Origin of the sequence: Aeromonas sp. FDAARGOS 1411, assembly GCF_019047125.1 — a bacterium.
In the GTDB taxonomy this organism is placed as follows: Bacteria; Pseudomonadota; Gammaproteobacteria; order Enterobacterales; family Aeromonadaceae; genus Aeromonas; species Aeromonas veronii.
Genome location: NZ_CP077214.1, coordinates 3,764,862 through 3,785,235 on the forward strand (window position 1 = coordinate 3,764,862; position 20,374 = coordinate 3,785,235).

General features: G+C 57.1%; 20 protein-coding genes. 16 read left to right on the plus strand and 4 right to left on the minus strand.

The window, feature by feature from the left end; all coding sequences use genetic code 11:
* The first annotated feature begins 1 nt into the window (after nt 1).
* The 6 genes from I6L41_RS17020 to I6L41_RS17045 all read left to right on the plus strand — a co-directional run bounded on the left by I6L41_RS17020 (nt 2) and on the right by I6L41_RS17045 (nt 4,836).
* A complete protein-coding gene (locus I6L41_RS17020; RefSeq protein ID WP_216960229.1) occupies nt 2-823 on the plus strand; it encodes an AraC family transcriptional regulator in 822 nt (273 codons plus the stop codon).
* 40 nt (nt 824-863) lie between these two features.
* Entirely contained in the window at nt 864-1,499 is a 636-nt protein-coding gene (locus tag I6L41_RS17025; protein WP_058059345.1) for a LysE family translocator, read from the plus strand.
* Between the two features lie 57 nt (nt 1,500-1,556).
* A complete protein-coding gene (locus tag I6L41_RS17030) occupies nt 1,557-2,687 on the plus strand; it encodes a PotD/PotF family extracellular solute-binding protein (RefSeq protein WP_216960233.1) in 1,131 nt (376 codons plus the stop codon).
* Nucleotides 2,688-3,078: 391 nt separating this feature from the next.
* The gene (locus tag I6L41_RS17035; protein WP_110304241.1) at nt 3,079-3,735 is read left to right on the plus strand and encodes a DUF3313 domain-containing protein; all 657 of its coding nucleotides are present in this window, start codon (nt 3,079-3,081) and stop codon (nt 3,733-3,735) included.
* 100 nt (nt 3,736-3,835) lie between these two features.
* Nucleotides 3,836-4,198, plus strand: a complete 363-nt coding sequence (locus I6L41_RS17040) for a cystatin domain-containing protein (protein WP_042054283.1) — start codon at nt 3,836-3,838, stop codon at nt 4,196-4,198.
* Between the two features lie 125 nt (nt 4,199-4,323).
* Nucleotides 4,324-4,836, plus strand: coding sequence for a cupin domain-containing protein (locus I6L41_RS17045; RefSeq protein ID WP_216960237.1), 513 nt, complete (start codon nt 4,324-4,326; stop codon nt 4,834-4,836).
* 108 nt (nt 4,837-4,944) lie between these two features.
* Here the strand turns inward: I6L41_RS17045 and I6L41_RS17050 are convergent, their stop codons facing one another.
* Entirely contained in the window at nt 4,945-5,445 is a 501-nt protein-coding gene (locus I6L41_RS17050) for a DUF1993 domain-containing protein (protein ID WP_216960240.1), read from the minus strand.
* Nucleotides 5,446-5,756: 311 nt separating this feature from the next.
* On the opposite strand from I6L41_RS17050, the gene ydfZ reads away from it, so the two are divergent.
* On the plus strand, nt 5,757-5,954 hold the full coding sequence (gene ydfZ, locus I6L41_RS17055; RefSeq protein ID WP_005342516.1) for a putative selenium delivery protein YdfZ: 198 nt from the start codon (nt 5,757-5,759) through the stop codon (nt 5,952-5,954).
* Nucleotides 5,955-5,985: 31 nt separating this feature from the next.
* Here ydfZ and I6L41_RS20850 read toward each other — a convergent pair whose 3' ends face one another.
* Nucleotides 5,986-6,117 (minus strand): hypothetical protein, encoded by a 132-nt coding sequence (locus I6L41_RS20850; protein ID WP_302054521.1) that lies wholly within the window; start codon nt 6,115-6,117, stop codon nt 5,986-5,988.
* A 42-nt stretch (nt 6,118-6,159) separates the two neighbouring features.
* Here I6L41_RS20850 and I6L41_RS17060 point away from each other — a divergent pair, with 42 nt between their 5' ends.
* The 4 genes from I6L41_RS17060 to I6L41_RS17075 all read left to right on the plus strand — a co-directional run bounded on the left by I6L41_RS17060 (nt 6,160) and on the right by I6L41_RS17075 (nt 9,061).
* On the plus strand, nt 6,160-6,597 hold the full coding sequence (locus I6L41_RS17060; RefSeq protein WP_216960243.1) for a DUF2846 domain-containing protein: 438 nt from the start codon (nt 6,160-6,162) through the stop codon (nt 6,595-6,597).
* 464 nt (nt 6,598-7,061) lie between these two features.
* Complete coding sequence (locus tag I6L41_RS17065) at nt 7,062-7,817, plus strand: TIGR04255 family protein (protein ID WP_216960246.1); 756 nt, start codon at nt 7,062-7,064, stop codon at nt 7,815-7,817.
* Nucleotides 7,818-7,829: 12 nt separating this feature from the next.
* Nucleotides 7,830-8,366, plus strand: coding sequence for a hypothetical protein (locus tag I6L41_RS17070; protein WP_216960249.1), 537 nt, complete (start codon nt 7,830-7,832; stop codon nt 8,364-8,366).
* Between the two features lie 2 nt (nt 8,367-8,368).
* Nucleotides 8,369-9,061, plus strand: coding sequence for a hypothetical protein (locus I6L41_RS17075; RefSeq protein ID WP_216960252.1), 693 nt, complete (start codon nt 8,369-8,371; stop codon nt 9,059-9,061).
* A gap of 328 nt (nt 9,062-9,389) precedes the next feature.
* On the opposite strand, the gene uvrD is transcribed toward I6L41_RS17075, so the two are convergent.
* A complete protein-coding gene (gene uvrD / locus I6L41_RS17080; RefSeq protein WP_005357014.1) occupies nt 9,390-11,561 on the minus strand; it encodes a DNA helicase II in 2,172 nt (723 codons plus the stop codon).
* A gap of 506 nt (nt 11,562-12,067) precedes the next feature.
* Here uvrD and I6L41_RS17085 point away from each other — a divergent pair.
* The 4 genes from I6L41_RS17085 (at nt 12,068) to I6L41_RS17100 (ending at nt 16,803) form a co-directional block, all read left to right on the plus strand.
* A complete protein-coding gene (locus I6L41_RS17085; protein ID WP_005340803.1) occupies nt 12,068-13,066 on the plus strand; it encodes a BMP family protein in 999 nt (332 codons plus the stop codon).
* Between the two features lie 85 nt (nt 13,067-13,151).
* Nucleotides 13,152-14,717, plus strand: a complete 1,566-nt coding sequence (locus I6L41_RS17090; RefSeq protein ID WP_216960256.1) for an ABC transporter ATP-binding protein — start codon at nt 13,152-13,154, stop codon at nt 14,715-14,717.
* Nucleotides 14,717-15,835, plus strand: a complete 1,119-nt coding sequence (locus I6L41_RS17095) for an ABC transporter permease (RefSeq protein ID WP_005355626.1) — start codon at nt 14,717-14,719, stop codon at nt 15,833-15,835. Before I6L41_RS17090 ends, I6L41_RS17095 begins: the two co-directional genes overlap by 1 nt.
* 2 nt (nt 15,836-15,837) lie before the next feature.
* A complete protein-coding gene (locus I6L41_RS17100) occupies nt 15,838-16,803 on the plus strand; it encodes an ABC transporter permease (RefSeq protein WP_021230728.1) in 966 nt (321 codons plus the stop codon).
* A gap of 266 nt (nt 16,804-17,069) precedes the next feature.
* On the opposite strand, the gene I6L41_RS17105 is transcribed toward I6L41_RS17100, so the two are convergent.
* A complete protein-coding gene (locus tag I6L41_RS17105) occupies nt 17,070-19,061 on the minus strand; it encodes a bifunctional 2',3'-cyclic-nucleotide 2'-phosphodiesterase/3'-nucleotidase (protein ID WP_021230729.1) in 1,992 nt (663 codons plus the stop codon).
* Nucleotides 19,062-19,410: 349 nt separating this feature from the next.
* Between I6L41_RS17105 and I6L41_RS17110 the strand changes: the two genes are divergently transcribed.
* Nucleotides 19,411-20,352 carry a hypothetical protein gene (locus I6L41_RS17110; RefSeq protein WP_204482099.1) on the plus strand — a complete coding sequence of 314 codons (942 nt, stop codon included), beginning with the start codon at nt 19,411-19,413 and terminating at the stop codon, nt 20,350-20,352.
* The last annotated feature ends 22 nt before the right edge of the window (nt 20,353-20,374 follow it).

A 20,374-nucleotide genomic window follows, 5' to 3' on the forward strand; every position in this document is an offset into this window, starting at 1 on the left:
CATGAATACCACCGATTCCCTCATCCGCTACTGGCAATCCCCGCAACTGCCGGGGGTCGAGCTGTCACACTCCCACCACAGGGCGTTCAGCTACGGTCGCCATGTCCATCTCGACTACCATATCGGGCTGGTGCAGCGGGGTGGCCAGAAGTTTATCCACAAGGGGAACAGCCACCATCTGGTGCGCGGGGTGCTCTCTACCGTTAACCCGGACGAGGTGCACGACGGCCTTAGCCTGCTGCCGGAAGGGTATGAGGTACGGGTCTTCGCCATCGATCCCCAGCAGCTGGCGCTCTGGCTGCCGGAGCAGCCGGAACCCTTCTTCGACAAGGGATTGCAGAGCCGCCCCGACCTCTACCAGGGCTTTGCCCAGCTGCACGGCTATCTCGACAACCCCAAGGCCGATGGCCTGCTGATCGAGAGTCAGCTGCTTGCCCTGCTGGGGGAGCTGCTGCATCTGGCCCCCGAGGTACACCAGTTGGCGGATCCCCAACTGCGATTCCTGCGCGACTACCTGATGGCTGCCCTCGACGAGCCCCACTCGCTGGAAGAGCTGGCGGGGCTGCTTGGGCTCGACCGCTTCGCCTTCCTGCGCCAGTTCAAGAAGCGCAGCGGCATGACCCCCTATGCCTGGCTGAAACGGCTGCGGCTGGAGCAGGGCAAGCGGCTGCTGGCGAGCGGCATGGCGGTGAGCGAGGTGGCGCTGGTGGTCGGCTTCTTCGATCAGAGTCACTTCCACCACGGTTTTCGCCAGGCATTCGGTCTGACACCCGCCGAATTTCGTGCCCAGATGCAATCTTTTACAAGCCGCGCCCCCCGCTGATCCGCCATGCTGGCTCTCCGTCGTTAAAGCGAGAGTTATTATGCTGACCAGTCTGTTCGTTACCCTCGGCCTGATGCATCTGATTGCACTGGCCAGCCCCGGCCCCGATTTCGCCCTGATCCTGCGTACCAGCCTGCACCGGCCGACCGCTCTTGGCGCGGCGCTGGGCATCTCGCTGGCGATCATGGTACATGCCACCCTGAGCCTGACCGGGATCAGCATGCTGATCGCCAGTCACCCGCTGCTGTTTATGGTGATCAAGTGCTGCGGCGCCCTCTATCTGGGCTGGTTGGGGTGGGGCGCCCTGATGGCGGCTCGCCAGCAGAGCAGTACAGTGATGGCCAGCGCCGCCAACGAGCTGCGCGGCTGGGGCAGGGGCGTGCGCACTGGCCTTGCCACCAATCTGCTCAACCCCAAGGCGCTGGTGTTCTTTATCGGTCTGTTGGCCGCCATGGTGACGCCAGAGGTGGATGGGATGACCCGCAGCCTGCTGGTGGGCGAGCTCTTCATCATCTCCCTCTGCTGGTTCGGGCTGCTGGCGTGGAGCCTCTCCACCGATCGTGCCCAGCGCCTGCTGCTGCGGGTGCAGCGACCGCTCAATCTGGTGACCGGCGTGCTGTTTGCGGTGGTCAGCCTCTCCATTCTGGCGAGCATGGGCGCCGAGCTGGTGGCCTGACGAGTCGGCGCATGGGCCTATACTCCAACAAGGTTTGCCTGTCAGGAGTGCCCGGCCATGCGTCTACTGCCTCTTTGCTGGTTGTTGGGGATGACCCCGACGCTGGCGGCCCCGGTTCAGCTCAAATTGCTGGAGTGGGGCTATCTGCCTGCGGGGTATGAACAACAGTTTGCCGACTACGCCAAAACCCATGGGGTGGAGGCGACGGTCAGCCGGATCGAGCCGCTGCTGACCGATTTCGACAGCGTCTACCGCGCCCTGCGCACCCGCAGCGCCGATGTGGTGCTGCCGACCAGCTACTTCTACAAGGCCCATCACCAGCCGCTGTTCAAGCTGCTGCTCCCCATCGATTTCAGTCGCCTGCAGCACTACGCCGAGGTGAAGCCCGCCCTCAAGAACACCGAGTATGACAAGCAGGGGGAGCGCAACTACTCGGTGCCCTTCTCCTACGCCATGTTCAGCCTCGCCTATGACAGCAAGCAGGTGCCGCAAGCGCCCACCAGTTGGCAGGTGCTCGCCAACAGCTCGCCGTCGGGCCAGTTTGCCGAGTTCTGCGACCAGTTCGAGCCGCTGCTCTTTTCGGTGCTGCTCTCGCTGGGCAAGTCGCCCGCCCTGTTTGCCAGCGGCGAGATGCTGGCCGACAAGACCTTGCAGCAAGAGGTGGAGCAGCAGCTCTCGCAGCGGCTGCGAGCCAGTCGCGGCTTCTGGTTCAATCAGGCCAACCGCTGTGAGGATCTGCGCCAGCAGACCTTTGCCACCACCTGGGGGCTGGAGCTGGTGGAGTGCAACAAGCAGAACGATCAGCAGTGGCGGATCGCCATGGTGCAGGAGGGGGCCATCTATGCCCTCGATGCGATCTCCATCGCCCGCCATGTCGGCGATGATCCCGCACGGCTCAAGGCCGCCTACCTGCTGGTGGATTTTCTGCTGAGCGCGCCGCTGCAACGCCAGATGTTGGTGGGCACACCCACCATTTCGGCCAGCAATATGGCCTCCCGGCCGCCCCTCAGCCCGCAGGAGCAGGCGGTGCTGCCGGATCGCCCGCTGCCGGAGTTTGACGAGCGGCTGCTGGTGCCCGCGTTGCCCGCCCATATCAAGAATCGCTACAAACGGATGGTGCAGCAGGCGATCGTCGCCAGCGGCAAAGAGGGGCTGGTCAAGCTGTGCCCCTGGGATCTCGATAATTGATGAATGAGCCTGCCGCTTCTCCGGCGGCAGGCAAGTTTGCGCAAGATGGCTGATGATCGGTCATCGCCCGTTCCAGGGCATTCCCCCGTTCAACTCACGCCGCCCGCGGGCTCGCATCGTTTGAAAAAACCTGAGCGCTTTTCGCAGCCCCATTTAGCCGGATTAAACAACCGAACCCTCGCCAGATTGCCGTTCATACCCTGGCTGACCCTGTACAAAAGTGCCTCAATTGTGACAACTTGGATGTGAGCTGAACAATCCTGATCTGTCCCTTGTGGGAAGGTGATGAATAGGTTATTTCTCTGTGATATTGGCGGCATCCGGCACGGGTTCTCCAGCCATGTGGTGCGAAATCCACAGCAAAAACAAACAGTAAAATGCAGGAGCAAATATGAAAAAGGTCGTGATGGTTGCCGTGGCTGCGGCCCTTCTGGGTGGTTGCGCCGTCAAGAATCAGGTATCCCACAGCTTGCAGGCGATCCCGCTGACTGCCTTCCAGCAGAGCGAGAGCAACCCCAATCAGCGCGTCTACAAGGAGCCGGGCGTTGACCTGCGCCAATACAATGAAGTGCTGCTCGATCCGCTGCAGTTTATCCGGCAGGAGAACGGCCAGTGGTATCTGCTGACCGCCAACGAACAGAACCAGATTGGCCGCTACTACCACGACAAGTTCCAAAGCGAGCTGATCAAGCAGGGCGTCAAGATCGCCACCGCCCCCGGCCCGAAAGTGATGCGGATCCAGGCCGCCGTCACCAACTTCGACCTGACCCGCCCCGACCCCAAGCTGCGTGACCTGCTGCCAGCCAAGATCGCCATCAATGTCACCCGCGAAGTGATCGGCAAGGAGCCTTATCTGCTCAAGGTGGGCAGCATGGCCCAGCTGCTCGACTCCCAGAGCGGCAAGCTGCTGGTGCGGGTGATGGATGCCCGTGAGAGCACGGATACCACCCACAAGGATGAACCCATCACCGCCGGGGAGATGGAGAAGATGATCGACCAGTGGGCGGCCAGCCGCGCCAAACAGCTGGCGGACAATCTGGGGCGCTGATCGATTGGTGCGTCCAAGCGGGGCGCAGCGGGAGCCTTTTGGGCTGCAATAATGGCAAGATGTTGATAAGGTGGTCATTTTGCAGGCAGGAGAAAATGATATGAAACGTGTGTTGTTACCCATCCTTGTTGCTGGCCTGTTGAGTGCCTGCAGCACCTCGTCACCCACGCCTGAGTGTGCACCGATGGCGGGTGGCTGGCAGAGTCAGCCGTTGCCCAATGCGGAAGGAGAGGCTGCGCTGGCCAGCGTGCTGGCTCGCATGAACACGGCCGCCAAACTGCAGAGCATCCGCGAGGTGCGCAGCCAGGTGGTCTCCGGGGTCAACTACGACATCGAGTTCCAGCTCGACAACGGAGAGGTGTGGAACACCCGTGTCTATCGGGATCTTGCCGGCAACTACCAGATGACCCGCCCGGCTGCACAGGGCGAGCTTCCTCCCTTGCCTTGCGTCAAGGCCAAGTAATTCCTGCTTGTTGAGCCCCTCGTCAGAGGGGCTCATCTGACCAGAAAATTTCTGCTTTTCTCCCCGCATTCTGACAGTCAGGATGACCCCTCCCGTGACTGCATCCTCATAGAAAAGGAACCGCTATGAATCGCCACCCCTGCATCAAACACTGGAGCGAGCTGCAAGAGCAGACGCCGCGCTACTACTCCGGCAGTCAGGAGCCCCTTTCTCGCGGCTGTGCCCTCGGCAAACACTTCGGCTTTAGCCGCATCGGCATTCACCATGAGATTGTCGAACCCGGCCATCGCACCAGCTGGCCCCATGCCGAAAAGACCGAGGATGAGTTCGTTCACGTGCTGGAAGGGACGCCGGATGTCTGGCTCGATGGCGTGCTCTATCGGCTGCAACCGGGCGACTCGGTCGGCTTCAAGGCCGGTGACGGGCTGGCCCACGCCTTTATCAACAACACCGACGAGATTGTCCGCCTGCTCTGCATCGGCGATACCGACCGGGAGGACAACCGCATCCACTACGCCGTTCACCCCGAGCGTAATATCACCCTCGGCAAGCTGCACTGGGATGACGTACCCGCGCGCGAGCTGGGGGATCACGACGGCCTGCCCGACAAGCTGCGCGAGAGCAACGGCCCCTTCTAGGGTGCAGTCCTTCTGCACACCAGCCCAGTACCACCCGATATAAAAAAGCCTGCCGCTTGGCAGGCTTTTGCTATCTGTTTGCTGTTTGCCGCCTGTGGCGAGCGGCGCTTATAGCAGGTTGAGCCCGCCCAGATAGTCACGCTTGCCGAGATCGACCCCGGCGCGGCGCAGCAGGGCGTAGGCCATGGTGAGGTGGAAGTAGAAGTTGGGAATGCCGTACTCATGGACGCAGGTATGGCCATCCATCCCCTTGCCGCCCGCCCAGTGGGGCACGTAACGACCGCTGGCATACTGGCTGTAGTCCGCGTCCAGCTTGCCTTGCAGATAGCTGATGGTCTTGCCGATATGGGCGCGCAGATCGGCGATGGTTTTGGGCTCATCGCCCATGGCCGGCAGCTCGCTGTGGCTGGCGGTGGCCACCACGCTGCGGGCTGCATCGCAGCAGATCAGCACCTGCTTGCTGAAGGGCAGCATATCGACGATCAGCCGATCGCCGAAGAAGTTCTCCACGTTGAACTGCTTCGCCGCGGCGTGGGCCTCGGCCTTGGCCAGACAGTGGTCGAGGTTGGTCAGCATCTTGATAAACTGGGCGGTAATGTCGCGATTCATGAGCACTCTCCATCTTGTTGAAACAGCGGCCCGCTTGCGCGGCCACGGTGAATGAGACTGGCTAATCGGCCACCAATATACCCCAACCGCTGCCGGGTTCGAGCCCGCCACGACGAAAAGGGCAGGGTAGCGCTACTTTGCGCGACAGCCGTTGGCCAAGGGGCCATGTTCGCTTTTTGAACCTGTGAGTCCCTTATCGCCCCTTTGTTGATCTGTGACATAAATCACCTTTTTTCAGGGGCGTAGGCTGAATGCCGTTGTCCTGGACACGCGCCTGCGCATTCGCCAGGACACAAGAAAAGGAGAATGAAATGAAGATCTATGACCGTAACCGCAATGTGCTGAACCTGGGTCAGCGCGTGATGATTGCCGCCACTGGCGCAGTCGATTTTCTGAAAGAGGCCCACACCGACAATATGACCCCCTATCAGGCGGAGCATGAGAAGTGCGTGCTGCTGGCAAACTCCGGTGAGCGCTACGCCCCCATCGAGTTGATTAGACTAGGCTGATCCCTTTCCCTGTCACCCTACTCTTTACAATTCACCCGGCCACCGCGCCCCATCTGGCGGCCGGGTTTTTGATTTCCCCCACCTTCATCCCACCAAATGCCGAAAAATTGAACCGGGTCACACCTCGCTCGATTTGAGCGATTGTCAGCCAGCGCAGGCTCATGCGAACCTTTTAGTCCCGTTAACCCACTAAAAAATAACGACTATGTTCAGGCAAATAATGATGAGTGCCGCCCTGCTGTCGGCGGCGCTGCTTTCCGGTTGTGCTTCCGTGCCTATGGCCGATGCCACCGCAGACGCCCAGGCCAAGCAGTTTGTGGCGCCCAAAGATGCGGCCAACCTCTATATCTATCGCAACGAGACCTTCGGGGCGGCCGTTAAAATGCCGGTGCTGGTGGATGGTTCTGCCGTAGGCGATACCGTGGCTCACAGCTATATCCTCAAGCAGGTGACGCCGGGCAGCCACACCATCACCTCCAAGTCGGAGAACGATGCCACCCTGACCCTCAGCACCGAGGCGGGGAAAAACTACTACGTCTGGCAGGAGGTCAAGATGGGCCTGCTGATGGCCCGCTCCAAGCTGAGTCAGGTCAGTGAAGAGGAGGGCAAGCAAGGGGTGATGAAGAGCAAGCTAGTGAAGTGAACTGTTTAGCTTTTATCTGACTTTGGAAACATAACGGTGTCTAAAGACCTAAAATTTATTGACCTAGTGCAAAGTTTCACCCACGCCCCTTTCACTTATGAACTCAAAAAGTTAGCATCTCCAACTGACAACTCATGTTCTGGGAGTTCTCGCATGAGTCACACAGCACACAACATGTGGGTAAAAAGCAGCGCACTGGAAGCTGAGATTCAGGGGCGGTAGCCTTGTCAATTGACTATTAATAAGTGCTCTGGCCATGCTTAGATACTAAAATGGCAGACTTTATTTACTGAGTTAGGCATTCATCTGAAATATAGGGCAATTCACATTGAAATAATCCCCTATTTCTAGGGGGGATTCTCTAAAATAGAGGTAAATTAAATGCCATATACTCTTCATTTACATGCAACAAATTAACATGAGCTAAAACCCTCCATTTTCTTTACATTTATAATGAGAAAAACATGGAAAAAAAATATCCGTTAGTAGAGGCGATTTTTGAGTTACGTTGGGGAGAGCGAAGCCCTGGCAGATTCAGTTTCGGCAAAGAGGATACGGATGTCTACTATCAAAAGTTTGCTATACAGGCTAGTTTAAATGAATTCATTGTTGTCGAAACACCAAACCTAGATGCTCCACCAATACCTTATTTAGTTAAGTTCCGTTATAGGAAAAGAGAGGGGGTATGGCCATGTTATCAAACAGGATTAGGAATATTTACAATCAATCAGATATTGGATGGGTATAATAGAGACCAATTTTTATCCGATATTGAAGATGGCATGAAAATTTTCATAAACAGTTTGTCTGGGCATTTAGGAAAAGTAGCCGAAACCCTCAAGATTAGTTTGAGATATCAAAATGCATTTTATGAGAACACAGCGTCTGATGCAATCAAAAAACTAGAAAATACCTTAGGCATTAAAATTATGTTTCCAGAACATTATAATGCGCGCTTGGGAGAGTTAAATATACTAAACATGAACTTCGGCATTACTTGTAATGTACCTCAGAAGTCTACTGCACAAATATCAATTTCAGATGCAGTCATAGAAGGAAAGCCTGGGCTATTTGTCGATACTGCGGTTGAGTCGAGACTAACTGACATTGTTGATATTAAAGAGGGCGAACATATTATTAAAACTAAAGTGACGGAATGGCTTAGTAGTGCTTATAGTTTTCAAAAAATCAACTACGAAATATTAATGGACTCTAAGTAAGTGGAGTGACCTATGACCGAGATACATAGACATTCAACAAACACTCTTATCTTGGATAGTTGTCAGCCTTATCTAAAAGAAGAGCAGTTAGAGTATAAAACCTCTCTCGAAAATATGTTCGAGAGTTATATTAACTTTAACCTTCTAGGTTCTTCTGTTGAAGTTCTTTTGGAAGGTGTTTCTGAATCATCGAGCTCTCTAGAGGTGCAGAAAAATATTAATCCTGAGTATATGGATCTAATTAAAGAGCAACCTTGGGTGGTTAATTTTTATACGAAAGCAAAAAAGCTGAATTCAGCAAGGGATTTGATACCATATTATAAAGAAATAAATCGATTGATAGATATCAACTCTCTAGATAACATTGATGATTTTTTATTTTATATCGAAACTAAAGAAATGTCTGATGTTTTGCTTCCGGGTATACTTAGATTAACCTTAACAAAAAGAAATGAACTACATCATTGGAGAGATTTAAAGAGCCGAGTTGAGATAGAATTAATAGAGCGCGGACTTGATTCACACGATATTCTTCGAGGCTTAGAATAATTGTGAGCTATTGCATTTCATGGGATAAAACTGCCATAAAAGAAGGCGTTGCGATTGCAATTAAGAAGTTTTCTGAAGACCAACTTCATCTAGGTATTTTATGTAAAGATGAAGAGAGTAGTGATATAATTCACTTAAGTGGTCACTTTAGCCTTAGAAAATCAGTACATCTAGATCAATACAATTATGTTAATATAACTCAGCTAAGTAATATTGATCACACACACATGCTGGCTTATATTCTTTCTGTGTATGATCAAAATCAAGCAACAATTCCATATGGACCTTGTGATGGGGGCGGATTCGATCAGTCGGGAGCCTATAGTGGCAATGTAGGCGATGGTTTGACATGCTCTTCTTTTGTTGTCACTTCATTTGAGTCTCAGGGGTTTGATTTTATAGATAAGTCAACTTGGCCTGAAAGAGAAGATGATAAAAATTGGCAAGAGATGATAATTGGAGATTTTAGAAGAGAGCACGCTGATAGTGAAGAGAGTATTGCCCATTTTGACAAACAATTAAGGAAGATAGGAGCCCTGAGATATCGACCCCATGAGGTTGCAGCATCTGTTACTTTTTCTGATTATAAAAAAAGCTTTGAAGACATAGCACCAATTTCGCTGAAAATTAAAAATGAAGTGTTAGGGATTTCTAGCGTGGTAAACCAGGGAGATGAAGTTACCTCTTTTTTTTAAAGCGACAAGTATAAGTAATTGCTTTTGTAATGATGTGTATAACGCATATGTCTAGATGGGGCGGATTTAAATCAACGGAATGATTTAACAGCAGATAAATATAGTTTTTGTAAATCTCTCCTAAATGTTCCGCAGCCCCGATAGCTTTATGCAAACCTGCTTCCACTTTTGCTTAGTATTGTCTTAATGGTTTCAGGTTAATAATGGTGGTGTTAGGTTAGCCTATAATATATTCTGATATACGCATAATTACTTACGTGTGCTCACTGACAAATATTACAACTAACCCGGCCTAAGCCGGGTTAGTTGCATCAAAAGGCAGGAAAAATCAAAGCGCTTCCAATCTGGCATAGGCCGTCACCAGCCACTTGGCGCCGACGTCGTCGAACTGGATCTGCACCCGGCTCTGCTGGCCGACCCCTTCGAAGTTGAGCACAATCCCTTCCCCGAATTTCGGATGGAGCACCCGCTGGCCGAGCTTGATGCCGCTGGCATCGAAGCTCTGCTGCACCTCGTTCTGGCTGAAGCGGCCGTACTGGGTGGGGCGGCTGACCTGAGTGCGCAGCCGGATCTCTTCCAGACACTCGGCGGGCATCTCGCGGATAAAGCGGCTCGGCTTGTGGAACATCTCGCGGCCGTAGATGCGGCGGCTCTCGGCATAACAGATGTAGAGCTTCTCCATGGCGCGGGTCATGCCGACGTAACATAGGCGGCGCTCCTCCTCCAGCCGGCCCGACTCCTCGGTGGATTGCTGGCTGGGGAACATGCCCTCTTCGACGCCGACCAGCAGCACCAGCGGGAACTCCAGCCCCTTGGCGCTGTGCAAGGTCATCAGCTGCACCGCGTCGGCATATTCGTCGGCCTGATTCTCGCCGGATTCCAGCGCCGCGTGGGCGAGGAAGGCGGAGAGATCGCTCATATCCTCCAGCTCGTCCGGGCGCTGGTACTGGCGGCAGGCGGTGACCAGTTCGTCCAGGTTCTCTACCCGCGCCTGGGATTTCTCGCCTTTTTCCGCCAGATACATCGCCTTGAGGCCGGAGTTCTGGATGGCGATATCCGCCTGCTGGTGCAGCGGCAGCATGGACACCTGCTCCTCCAGCGCGTCGATGAGATCGACAAAGCCGCGCACCGCATTGCCGGCGCGACCGGTCAGCACCTTGTCGTTGAGCAGGGCCTTGGCCGATTGCCACAGGTTGAGCCCCTGATCGCGGGCGTTGCCGCGCAGGATCTCGAGGGTGCGATCGCCGATGCCGCGGGTCGGGGTGTTGACCACCCGCTCGAAGCTGGCGTCGTCGCCACGGTTGTTGATAAGACGCAGGTAGGCCATGGCGTCTTTAATTTCCTGCCGTTCGAAGAAGCGCAGGCCGCCGTAGATGCGGTACGGCATGGCGTCTTGCATCAGCGCCTCTTCCAGCACCCGCGACTGGGCGTTGGAGCGATAGAGGATGGCGCAGTCGGCCAAGAGGCCGCCCTTTTCCTTCCAATCCTTGAGGCGACCGACCACGAAGCGCGCTTCGTCCACCTCGTTGAAGGCGGCGTAGAGCGAAATCGGCTCGCCCTCGGCCCCTTCGGTCCACAGCTCCTTGCCAAGGCGCTCGGCGTTGTTGGCGATGACGCTGTTGGCGGCTTTGAGGATATTGGCGGTGGAGCGGTAGTTCTGCTCGAGGCGGATGGTCTCGGCGCCCTGATAGTCGGTCAGGAAGCGCTGGATGTTCTCGATCTTGGCGCCGCGCCAGCCGTAGATGGACTGGTCATCGTCGCCGACGATCATCACCTTGCCGCTGTTGCCCGCCAGCATCCGCAGCCAGGCGTACTGGATGCCGTTGGTATCCTGAAACTCGTCCACCAGGATGTTCTGGAAGCGGTCGCGGTAGTGCTCGAGGATGTGGGGCTTGTTCAGCCACAGCTCGTGGGCGCGCAGCAGCAGCTCGGCAAAGTCCACCAGACCGGAGCGATCGCAGGTCTCCTGATAGGTCTTGTAGATCTGCTGATAGGTGCGGGTGACGGGATCGCCGTAGAGATCGATGTCGCCGGGGCGCAGCCCTTCATCTTTCTTGCCGTTGATGTAGCCCATTACGGCGCGCGGGGCCCAGTGCTTCTCGTCCAGATTGAGCGCCTTGAGTACCCGGCGAATGAGGCGGTACTGGTCGTCGGAGTCGAGGATCTGGAAATCCTGCGGCAGGCCCGCATCCAGATGGTGGGCCCGCAGCAATCGGTGGGCGATACCGTGGAAGGTGCCGATCCACATGCCGCGCACGCCGTCGCCGATCACTTTTTCGACCCGGCCGCGCATCTCGGCCGCCGCCTTGTTGGTAAAGGTGACCGCGATGATGGAGAAGGGTGAACAGCGTTCCACCTGCATCAGCCAGGCGATACGGTGCACCAGTACCCGGGTCTTGCCCGAACCGGCACCGGCCAGCACCAGCAGGTTGCTGCGGGGCGCCGCAACGGCATCTCTTTGCTTGTCGTTGAGCCCGTCGAGCAGGGTTGAAACGTCCATCACCACTCCTGTTTATTTATACAGGCGGGGATTATACGGCCATCCCCCTGCCAGACCAAATCCAAACTCGGGGGGAGCGGCGAGATGGGGGTTTGCGGGGGCGCCGGTGCGGCCATTTTTGGCTGGCGCAGAAAGAAGAGGGGGCTGAGGTTTCCAGCTGTAGCCAATCCTTGCTCACGCGGTTTGTGGGGATTTTGCGAGCCGGATCACGGGCTTGCCGGGGGGCTCGATGAATAACAGGGGAAAACGGTTTACAGTAACTTGCTGAACAATAAGAGAAATGTCGTTTGGGTCTTTTGGTTGTTAGCATAAAAAACTGAAAAGTAGCTAAAAAACAACTGCTTATAAGGTTATTTGCTTAGAATTCAAACCGTTAACGCAAACGTTTTTCCCTTATCATTTGCTTGACCCGCATCGGGGCTGACTTAGAGTAAGCCTGCGTGCTAGATAGCCTGCTCTGACAGGCAAGCAAGTTCCCTCACTTAATAACAATCAAGGATACGATCGTGACTAAAGTGCTCAAGCTGGCCACTGTGGCCTCCCTCACTCTCGCTGCTCTCTCTGCTCAGGCTGCTTCCGAGCCAGCCGTCATTTATGACACCGCGGGCAAGTATGACAAATCATTCAACGAAGCCGTGTTCCGTAACGGCGTCGAGCTCTACAACAAGGACAAGGGCGTCAAGGTCAAAGAGTTTGAACCCCAGAACGAAGCCCAGCGCGAGCAGGGTCTGCGTCGTCTGGCCAGCCGTGGCAACGGCCCGATCGTGGCGGTCGGTTTCAACATGGGTTCTGCGGTAGAGAAGGTTGCGACCGAATTCCCGAAAACCCAGTTCACCATCATCGACATGGTGGTCGACAAGCCGAACGTCCAGTCCGTCATCTTCAAGGAGCATGAAGGTTCCTTCCTGGTGGGCGCGCTGGCTGCCATCGCTTCCAAGAGCGGCAAGGTCGGCTTCGTGGGTGGCATGGATATCCCGCTGATCCGCAAATTCCAGTGCGGTTACGAGCAGGGTGCCAAGTTCGTCAACCCGAAGATCGAAGTGTTCCAGAACATGGCGGGCTCTACCCCGGCCGCGTTTGCTGACCCGGCCAAAGGTGCCGAGCTGGCCAAGTCCCAGTTTGCCAAGGGCGCTGACGTGGTTTACGCCGCAGCTGGCGGTACCGGTATCGGTGTCTATCAGGCAGCCAAGGACAGCGGCAAGTTCGCCATCGGGGTGGACTCCAACCAGAACCACCTGCAACCGGGCACCATGCTGACCTCCATGGTCAAGTCTGTGGGTCTGGCCGCTTACCAGACCTGGGATGACGCTGCCAAAGGCGAGTGGAAGCCGGGTATCAAGAACTTGGGTCTGGCCGAAGGCGGTGTGGATTGGGCGCTCGACAAGGACAACGAGAAGCTGATCACCCCGGAAATGAAAGCCAAGGTAGATGCCATCAAGGCTGAAATCATCGCTGGCAAGGTCAAGGTTCATGACTACATGAGCGATAACACCTGCAAATACTAATTAGATAGTTGCTACGACTCTCAACGCACCACCGGCCCGCACGGGCCGGTTTTTAGTCTTATTTCATGAAACGCAGGGCTGCATCATGGACCAGACAGATCGCTATGCCATCGAATTAAGAGGTATCGATAAGCGGTTCGGCGAAGTGTACGCCAACAAGCTGATCGACCTTAAGGTTCGCAAAGGCAGTATCCACGGCATTGTCGGCGAAAATGGCGCCGGTAAGTCCACCCTGATGAGCATCATTTATGGTTTCTACCATGCCGACAAAGGCGAGATGCTGATCGACGGGAATCCTTTCAAACCCCATGGCTCACAAGATGCGATTGCCGCAGGGGTGGGCATGGTTCACCAGCACTTCATGCTGGTCAACAACTTCACCGTATTGGAAAACGTCATCCTCGGCGCTGAGAACGGCTGGCACCTTCAGCAGAGCGTGGCGTCAGCCGAAAAGCTGCTTGGCGAACTGGCGCGGGATTATGGCCTCGACGTGCCGCTGCACGAGAAGGTCGAAGATCTGCCGGTGGGTTTGCAACAGCGGGTCGAAATACTCAAGGCGCTCTATCGCGGCGCCCGCATCCTGATCCTCGACGAGCCGACCGGGGTGCTGACCCCGCAAGAGGCGGATCACCTGTTCGAGGTGCTGAAAAAGCTGCGGGATCAGGGGGCGACCATCATCCTTATCACCCACAAGCTGCGCGAGATCTTGGCCATTACCGATCAGGTCTCCATCATGCGCCGTGGCGAGATGGTGGCCCACGTCGCCACCAAGGATACCGACAAGGAGCAGCTGGCCGAGCTGATGGTGGGCCGCAAGGTGCGCCTCAAGGTCGACAAGGGGCCAACCCAACCCGGTGAAGCCAAGCTGAAGATCGAAGGGCTCAGCTATTTCGACGCCAGTAAGGTGGAGCGGGTCAAATCGGTCAGCTTCGAGGTGCGGGCCGGTGAAGTGGTCGGCATCGCCGGGGTCTCCGGCAACGGTCAGTCCGAACTGCTCAGCCTGCTTGGCGGCATTCTCAAACCGAGCAAGGGCTGCTTCACCATCAGCAGCCGCAGCGGCGTGCACAAGGTGAGCGCGGAGCACCCGGCCGATCCCGAACTGGTGCGCAACTACGGCCTCGGTCATGTGCCGGAAGATCGCCACAAGATGGGGCTGATCAACCGCTTCGAGGCGAAAGAGGCCTTCATTCTCGGCTATCACCGCCGCCCGCAATACAACAAGGGTTGGCTGCAGAACAAGGAGGCGATCCAGCAGGATTGCCAGGCCAAGATGGAGAAGTGGGACGTGCGCCCGCCCCATCCCGATCACAAGACCGCCAACTTCTCCGGTGGCAACCAGCAGAAGCTGGTGATCGCCCGTGAAGTGGAGCAGGACCCGGATGTGCTGTTGATCGGCCAGCCGACCCGCGGGGTCGACATCGGCGCCATCGAATATATCCACCAGCAGATCATCGCCATGCGCGACAAGGGTAAGGCGGTGCTGCTGGTCTCGGTGGAGCTGGATGAGATCATGAGCCTCGCTGACCGGATCCTGGTGATTGCCGATGGTCGCATCGTCGGCGAGCTGGATGGTGCCAAGGCGGACGAGCGCACCATCGGCTTGATGATGGCGAATATCGTTCCCGATGACGTTGCCAAGGAGGCCCACTGATGAGCCAAGTACGTATTCCTGCCTGGGTCTCCGTAGGCGTCTTGTCTGCGGTCAACATCCTGCTGGCCTTCCTGGTGTCGGCCATTCTGTTCTACTACCTCGACATCAACCCGGTCGATGCCGCCAAGATCATGTGGTACGGCGCGTTCGGCACAGGTGAAGGGGTCGGCTTCACCCTCTACTACGCAACCGGCTTTATCTTTACCGGTCTGTCGGTGGCGGTCGCTTTCCACGCCGGTCTGTTCAACATCGGTGGTGAAGGTCAGGCCTATATCGGGGGGCTCGGTGTCGGTCTGGTCTGTCTGATGCTCGGCGATGTGCTGCCGTTTGCCCTGCTGTTGCCGCTCTCCATCATTGCCGGTGGTCTGTTCGGTGCGGCCTGGGCCTTTATTCCGGCTTGGCTGCAAGCCAAGCGCGGTAGTCACATCGTGATCACCACCATCATGTTCAACTTCATCGCCGCCTCGCTGATGGCCTATCTGCTGGTGGAGGTGTTCAAGCCGCCCGGCTCGATGGCGACCGAGAGCAAGGTGTTTGCCGAAGCAAGCTGGCTGCCCAAGATGAGCGGGCTGGCCAACCTGTTCGGGATGGAGATCCCCAACAGTCCGCTCAATATCAGCTTCTTCTGGGCGCTGATCTGTGCGGCGCTGGTGTGGGTCTTTATCTGGCACACCCGCTGGGGTTACGAGATCCGTTCGGTCGGCGCCAGCCAAAGTGCCTCCGCCTACGCCGGTATCTCCTATCCCAAGGTAGTGATCCTGGCCATGGTCATCTCCGGCATTCTGTCGGGCTTCTTTGCCCTCAACGTACTGCAGGGTGAGTTGCACCAGATCAAGCTCAACTTCGTGGAAGGGTTCGGCTTCACCGGTATCGCGGTGGCGCTGATGGGGCGCAACCACCCGGTCGGTGTCATCATCGCCAGCCTGCTGTTCGGTTTCCTCTATCAGGGGGGCGCCGAGCTCAGCTTCGAGTTCGGTGTCGACCGCAACATCGTAGTGGTGTTGCAGGGTCTGGTGATCCTGTTCTGTGGCGCCCTTGAGCACATGATGCGTCCGCGCATCGAGCAGCTCTATCTGGCGTTTGCCAACCGCTCAGCCGCGCAAGCTAAAGGAGTCTGATCATGTTTGAAATTCTGATCCTGATGCTGGATGCGACCATCCGTACCGCGCCGCCGCTCATTTTGGCCGCCATGGCGGGCATGTTTTGCGAGCGCTCCGGGGTGGTCAACATCGCGCTGGAAGGCAAACTGCTGGCGGCAGCGTTCGCCAGTGGTGCGGCGGCTGCGGTCTCTGGTTCTGCCTGGATAGGTCTGGGGGCCGGGGTGGGTGTCTCCATCCTGTTTGCCCTGATGCATGGCTTTGCCACCATCACCCACCGCGGTGATCAGGTGGTGAGCGGCATGGCCATCAACATTCTGGCGGCCGGTCTGACCGTTACCCTGGGCCGTTACTGGTTCGATCAGGGTGGCCAGACCCCGGCGCTCTCCGGTGATGCCCGTTTCGCCCCCATCGATCTGCCCTATGCCAAGGAGCTGTGGGATGTACCGGTGATCGGCCAACTCTACAGCGAGCTGCTGAGCGGCCACTCCCTGCTGGAGTACGTGGCCTTCGCCTGCGTGCCGCTGGCCTGGTGGGTGATGTTCCGTACCCGCTTCGGTCTGCGTCTGCGGGCGGTGGGCGAGGCGCCCGCAGCGGTCGATACCGCCGGTATCTCTGTGGTGCGGATGCGCTACACCGCGCTCCTTATCGGCGGCCTGCTGGCCGGTATCGGTGGCACCTATCTGGCGGTAGCCCAGACGGCCCAGTTCATCCCCAACATGAGTGCGGGCAAGGGCTTTATGGCACTGGCGGCGCTGGTGTTCGGCAAGTGGCGCCCCTGGAATGCCATGGCCGCCTGCCTGCTGTTCGGCTTCCTCGATGCGGTCGCCATCCGCCTGCAAGGGGTCAGCATCGGTGGCTTCGCCATTCCGGTGCAGGCCATCGAGGCGCTGCCCTACATCCTGACCGTGTTCCTGCTGGCTGGATTTATCGGCCGCGCCGTGGCGCCGAAGGCACTTGGTACACCCTATGTGAAGGAGCGGGAGTAGCGCTCTTAAGCGCGGCATTCCCGACCACACAGATAACAACAGGCCCACTTCGGTGGGCCTGTTTTTTTATGGGCGGTATGGGGCAGACCAGCCGGGATCTGGATGGTTCGACAGAGGGAGGCGATGGCGTGAAGGGATAAAGGGGCTGCGTGAGTTGTTGCGGGGAGCGGCTGGCTTACAGGTGCATATCCCGCTGCCAGTACCATTAAAAACCCCCTCTTATCAGGAGGGGGTTGCACTGCTTATTGCCGGATTAACCCTGAGGCTCAGGGAGCCAGCACCAGCTTGTAGACGCCAAAGCCGGGGTGTTTGGCATCGGTGGGTGGCAGGGTCTCCACATAGTTCAGCTTGCCGCCGGTCAGGGCTTGCGCCTCGCTGCGTGGCGAGCTGTAGATGCGCAGATCCAGATTGGCGGGCAGGGGTGCCAGCTGCCAGTTGTTGTCTGCCGGGGGCTCGAAACCGGCCGGATTCTTCTCTGCCAGATCCTTGAGGTATTCGGAGAGCACTTCGCGGGTTTCGAACTGATCTTCATGGACGATCACCTTGGCGTTGATGCCCGGGAAGTTGCCACCACCGCTGGCGCGGTAGTTGTTGGTCACCACGTAGAACATCTGGGCCGGGTCGATTGCCTTGCCCTGATAGGTGAGGTTGGTGATGCGATAGCTGTCGCTCACCTTGTTGCCATCCACATCGTAACGGGCGGGTTTGGTCACATCGACCTGATAGTTCACCCCGTCGATCACGTCGAAGTTGTAGGTGCGGTACTTCTCGTTCACCAGCCACTGGGTCGCGGTACTGGCGGCATCGATCTTGTTGAACTGGACGGCGCTCTTCTCCAGCCACTCCTGTACGGTCGCGCCATTGATGGCGACCACCTGCAGGGTGTTGGGGTAGACATAGAGGTCGGCCACGTTGCGCAGGGAGATATCGCCAGCCGGTACATAGGTGAAGTCGGTCGGGCCGTTGCGACCGCCGCGGAATGGCGCGGCGGCGGAGAGGATGGGCCATTTCTCCTTGAGCTGACCATCCTGTTGCAGCTTCTTGGCGTGCCACAACTGGGCGTCGCTGACGATCTGGATGGAGGGGTCATCCTGCACCAGCGCGAAGAAGCTGTGGATCGGCTTGGTGATCTTGCTGAGGGGCTCGTCCAGCCACTGGTTGGCCTGCTCGTGCTCGGCAATGACCTGATCGACTACCGCCTGATCTTCGGTGCTGCTGGCACTGCTGTCGATTTTGCGCAGCTGGGACTGGCTGGAGGCCACTTCCCAGCGACCCTCTTTCCAGGTCATGTGCAGGTCGATGATGCCGAGGTGGTTACCCCAGACGCCCGGCATCACGGTCGGTACGCCCGCCAGAGTGCCTTTCTCGTTGTCCACGTCGGTCATGTTGGGGTAGTCGCCCGGGAAGGTGCGATGGGCATGGCCCAGCAGCAGGGCATCGACCCCTTTCACCTTGGCCAGCGGCAGTGCGGCGTTCTCCATCATGGGTTCGCGCGGGTCACCTATGATGCCGGTGTGGGCCACGACCACGACGATGTCTGCACCCTTGGCGCGGATTTCGGGTACATAGTGCTCGGCGGTCTCGACCATATCGGCCACCACCACCTTGCCTTCCAGATTGCGCTTGTCCCACTGGGTGATCTGGGGCGGAGTCAGGCCCAGCACCCCGACCTTGATGGTCTGGGTATTGCCGTTGGCATCCTTCACCTGACGATCCAGCACCACATAGGGTTTGAACTTCTGCTTGCTCCAGTCGATGGTGCCCTTGCCATCACGACTGAAGGCATCGGCCTGGAAGACGTTGGCGTTGATGTAGGGGTAGTTGGCCCCTTTCAGGGTCTCTGAGAGGAAGTCGAGACCGAAGTTGAATTCGTGGTTGCCCAGGTTGCCGACATCATAGCTCATGGTGTTGAGCGCCTTGATGGCGGGGTGGGTCTGCTTGCTCAGCCACTGCTGTTTGACCTGCTGGTCGTGGATATAGTCGGCCAGCGGGGTGCCCTGGATCAGGTCGCCGTTGTCGATCAGCAGGTTGTTGGCGTTCTCTTCGCGGGCCTTGCGGATCAGCACTGCGGTGCGGGCGAAGCCCAGCGAGGCATCCGGCTTGTTCTGGTAGTAGTCGTAACTCAGCAGGTTGGAGTGGATATCAGAGGTTTCGATCAGCCGCAGGGTGAGATCACCGGGGGCCTGAGAGTTGTTGTCGTCACAGCCGGACAGCAAAAAGATAACTGCCACCGCGCTCAGTTTGAGGGTGGTTTTCATTGTTGGATTCTCTTGTTATGGGTATGCCAGCGTGGTGCATTCTATCGACAGCAAAAGAATCCGATTGTGAGCAGGCTGGCAATTCGGGCTAATTATCCTCCTGTTAATAGAGTTATGACTCTGATTTTCATCTGTTTTTTTGGTTCGCTACCCTCGCTGCTTTTCCGCCGTTAGTCACCCTGTCGTCACCGCTGTGCGGTCGGGGCAAGCGGAGCGGTCTGCCGCTCCTGCGAGGCTGTAATGGTTGGTTACAGATCTCCATTCGACTGATAGATGACCTTTCCCTTAAATTCAGCGGCGATTGATTGCATCTAAAAAATTACAAAGCGACAGCAAGGAATAAAACCTCATGAAAATGCACAACAAAGCGCTGTTGGCCATCGCCTGCGCCGCCGCCCTGTCTGCCTGTGACAGCGAAAAAGCTGCCAACAGTATCGCCAAGCGGGTGCCGCTGGCTCTGCCGGAGGCGGGTCTTTACCAAGCGAATCTGATGAGCCGCGATGGCGACAAGGCGACGCCGCGCATGATCAAGGATCTGGATGGTCTGGCGCTGGTCTACCCGAAGGGTGAAACCGTGCAGCACTGGGGTGTCTGGGTGGATCATCAGGTGGGCAAGGTCGAGACCAACAGCCAGTGGCTGGGTCAGGCTGACCAGAAAGCCGACAAAGACGGGATCTACCCGGTGCAGTTGATCCGCAACAGCGAACGGCTCGGTACCAGCACGGCGCTCAGCTCGGTGACCAACGACCACAACCTCATCACCTTCCAGGATCAGCCGGTCATCGATCTGCAGGGCAAGGAGATCAAGCGCTGGGTTTTTGATTTCACCCGGACTGGCACCAAGTTCTCCGACAACTCCCCCATCTATTCCGGTTTCAGCGGTCATGTGGCTGTGACGGCCCTGACCACCAAAGCGGTGACCACGGCCAGCTGGAGTGCCACGGACAGCGATGGCTTCAGTAGCGACATGGTGGGCAAGGTGGATACCACCAACAACGGCGGCAAGCTGACGGTAGCGATCGAGTTTCCGGCGGCAGGTTGTACGCTGGTGGGCGAGGGGAGTGCCACTGCAGGGTTGAGTAAGCTGACCATGACCGGGTTTGGCAAGTGCAACTTCAAGCAATCCGCTGCCGCCACGCCGATCGAAAACCTCTGGAATGCCGCTCTGGCTCGGGCGATGGATAACCGCGTCGCTTATATCACCACCTTTACCTCGGATGCCAAAAAAGAGGCGCTGATCATCGGTTTCCCCGACACCAATGGCTTGCTGATCACCGCTGACAAGCGATAAGCAGCTAACGGCAGGGGTTGGC

Excerpts from the sequence above, each read along its gene's own strand:
- I6L41_RS17020 (WP_216960229.1), top strand. The coding sequence starts at position 2 with ATGAATACCACCGATTCCCTCATCCGCTACTGGCAATCCCCGCAACTG.
- I6L41_RS17025 (WP_058059345.1), top strand. The coding sequence starts at position 864 with ATGCTGACCAGTCTGTTCGTTACCCTCGGCCTGATGCATCTGATTGCA.
- I6L41_RS17030 (WP_216960233.1), top strand. The coding sequence starts at position 1,557 with ATGCGTCTACTGCCTCTTTGCTGGTTGTTGGGGATGACCCCGACGCTG.
- I6L41_RS17035 (WP_110304241.1), top strand. The coding sequence starts at position 3,079 with ATGAAAAAGGTCGTGATGGTTGCCGTGGCTGCGGCCCTTCTGGGTGGT.
- I6L41_RS17040 (WP_042054283.1), top strand. The coding sequence starts at position 3,836 with ATGAAACGTGTGTTGTTACCCATCCTTGTTGCTGGCCTGTTGAGTGCC.
- I6L41_RS17045 (WP_216960237.1), top strand. The coding sequence starts at position 4,324 with ATGAATCGCCACCCCTGCATCAAACACTGGAGCGAGCTGCAAGAGCAG.
- I6L41_RS17050 (WP_216960240.1), bottom strand. The coding sequence starts at position 5,445 with ATGAATCGCGACATTACCGCCCAGTTTATCAAGATGCTGACCAACCTC.
- ydfZ (WP_005342516.1), top strand. The coding sequence starts at position 5,757 with ATGAAGATCTATGACCGTAACCGCAATGTGCTGAACCTGGGTCAGCGC.
- I6L41_RS20850 (WP_302054521.1), bottom strand. The coding sequence starts at position 6,117 with ATGAGCCTGCGCTGGCTGACAATCGCTCAAATCGAGCGAGGTGTGACC.
- I6L41_RS17060 (WP_216960243.1), top strand. The coding sequence starts at position 6,160 with ATGTTCAGGCAAATAATGATGAGTGCCGCCCTGCTGTCGGCGGCGCTG.
- I6L41_RS17065 (WP_216960246.1), top strand. The coding sequence starts at position 7,062 with ATGGAAAAAAAATATCCGTTAGTAGAGGCGATTTTTGAGTTACGTTGG.
- I6L41_RS17070 (WP_216960249.1), top strand. The coding sequence starts at position 7,830 with ATGACCGAGATACATAGACATTCAACAAACACTCTTATCTTGGATAGT.
- uvrD (WP_005357014.1), bottom strand. The coding sequence starts at position 11,561 with ATGGACGTTTCAACCCTGCTCGACGGGCTCAACGACAAGCAAAGAGAT.
- I6L41_RS17090 (WP_216960256.1), top strand. The coding sequence starts at position 13,152 with ATGGACCAGACAGATCGCTATGCCATCGAATTAAGAGGTATCGATAAG.
- I6L41_RS17095 (WP_005355626.1), top strand. The coding sequence starts at position 14,717 with ATGAGCCAAGTACGTATTCCTGCCTGGGTCTCCGTAGGCGTCTTGTCT.
- I6L41_RS17100 (WP_021230728.1), top strand. The coding sequence starts at position 15,838 with ATGTTTGAAATTCTGATCCTGATGCTGGATGCGACCATCCGTACCGCG.
- I6L41_RS17105 (WP_021230729.1), bottom strand. The coding sequence starts at position 19,061 with ATGAAAACCACCCTCAAACTGAGCGCGGTGGCAGTTATCTTTTTGCTG.
- I6L41_RS17110 (WP_204482099.1), top strand. The coding sequence starts at position 19,411 with ATGAAAATGCACAACAAAGCGCTGTTGGCCATCGCCTGCGCCGCCGCC.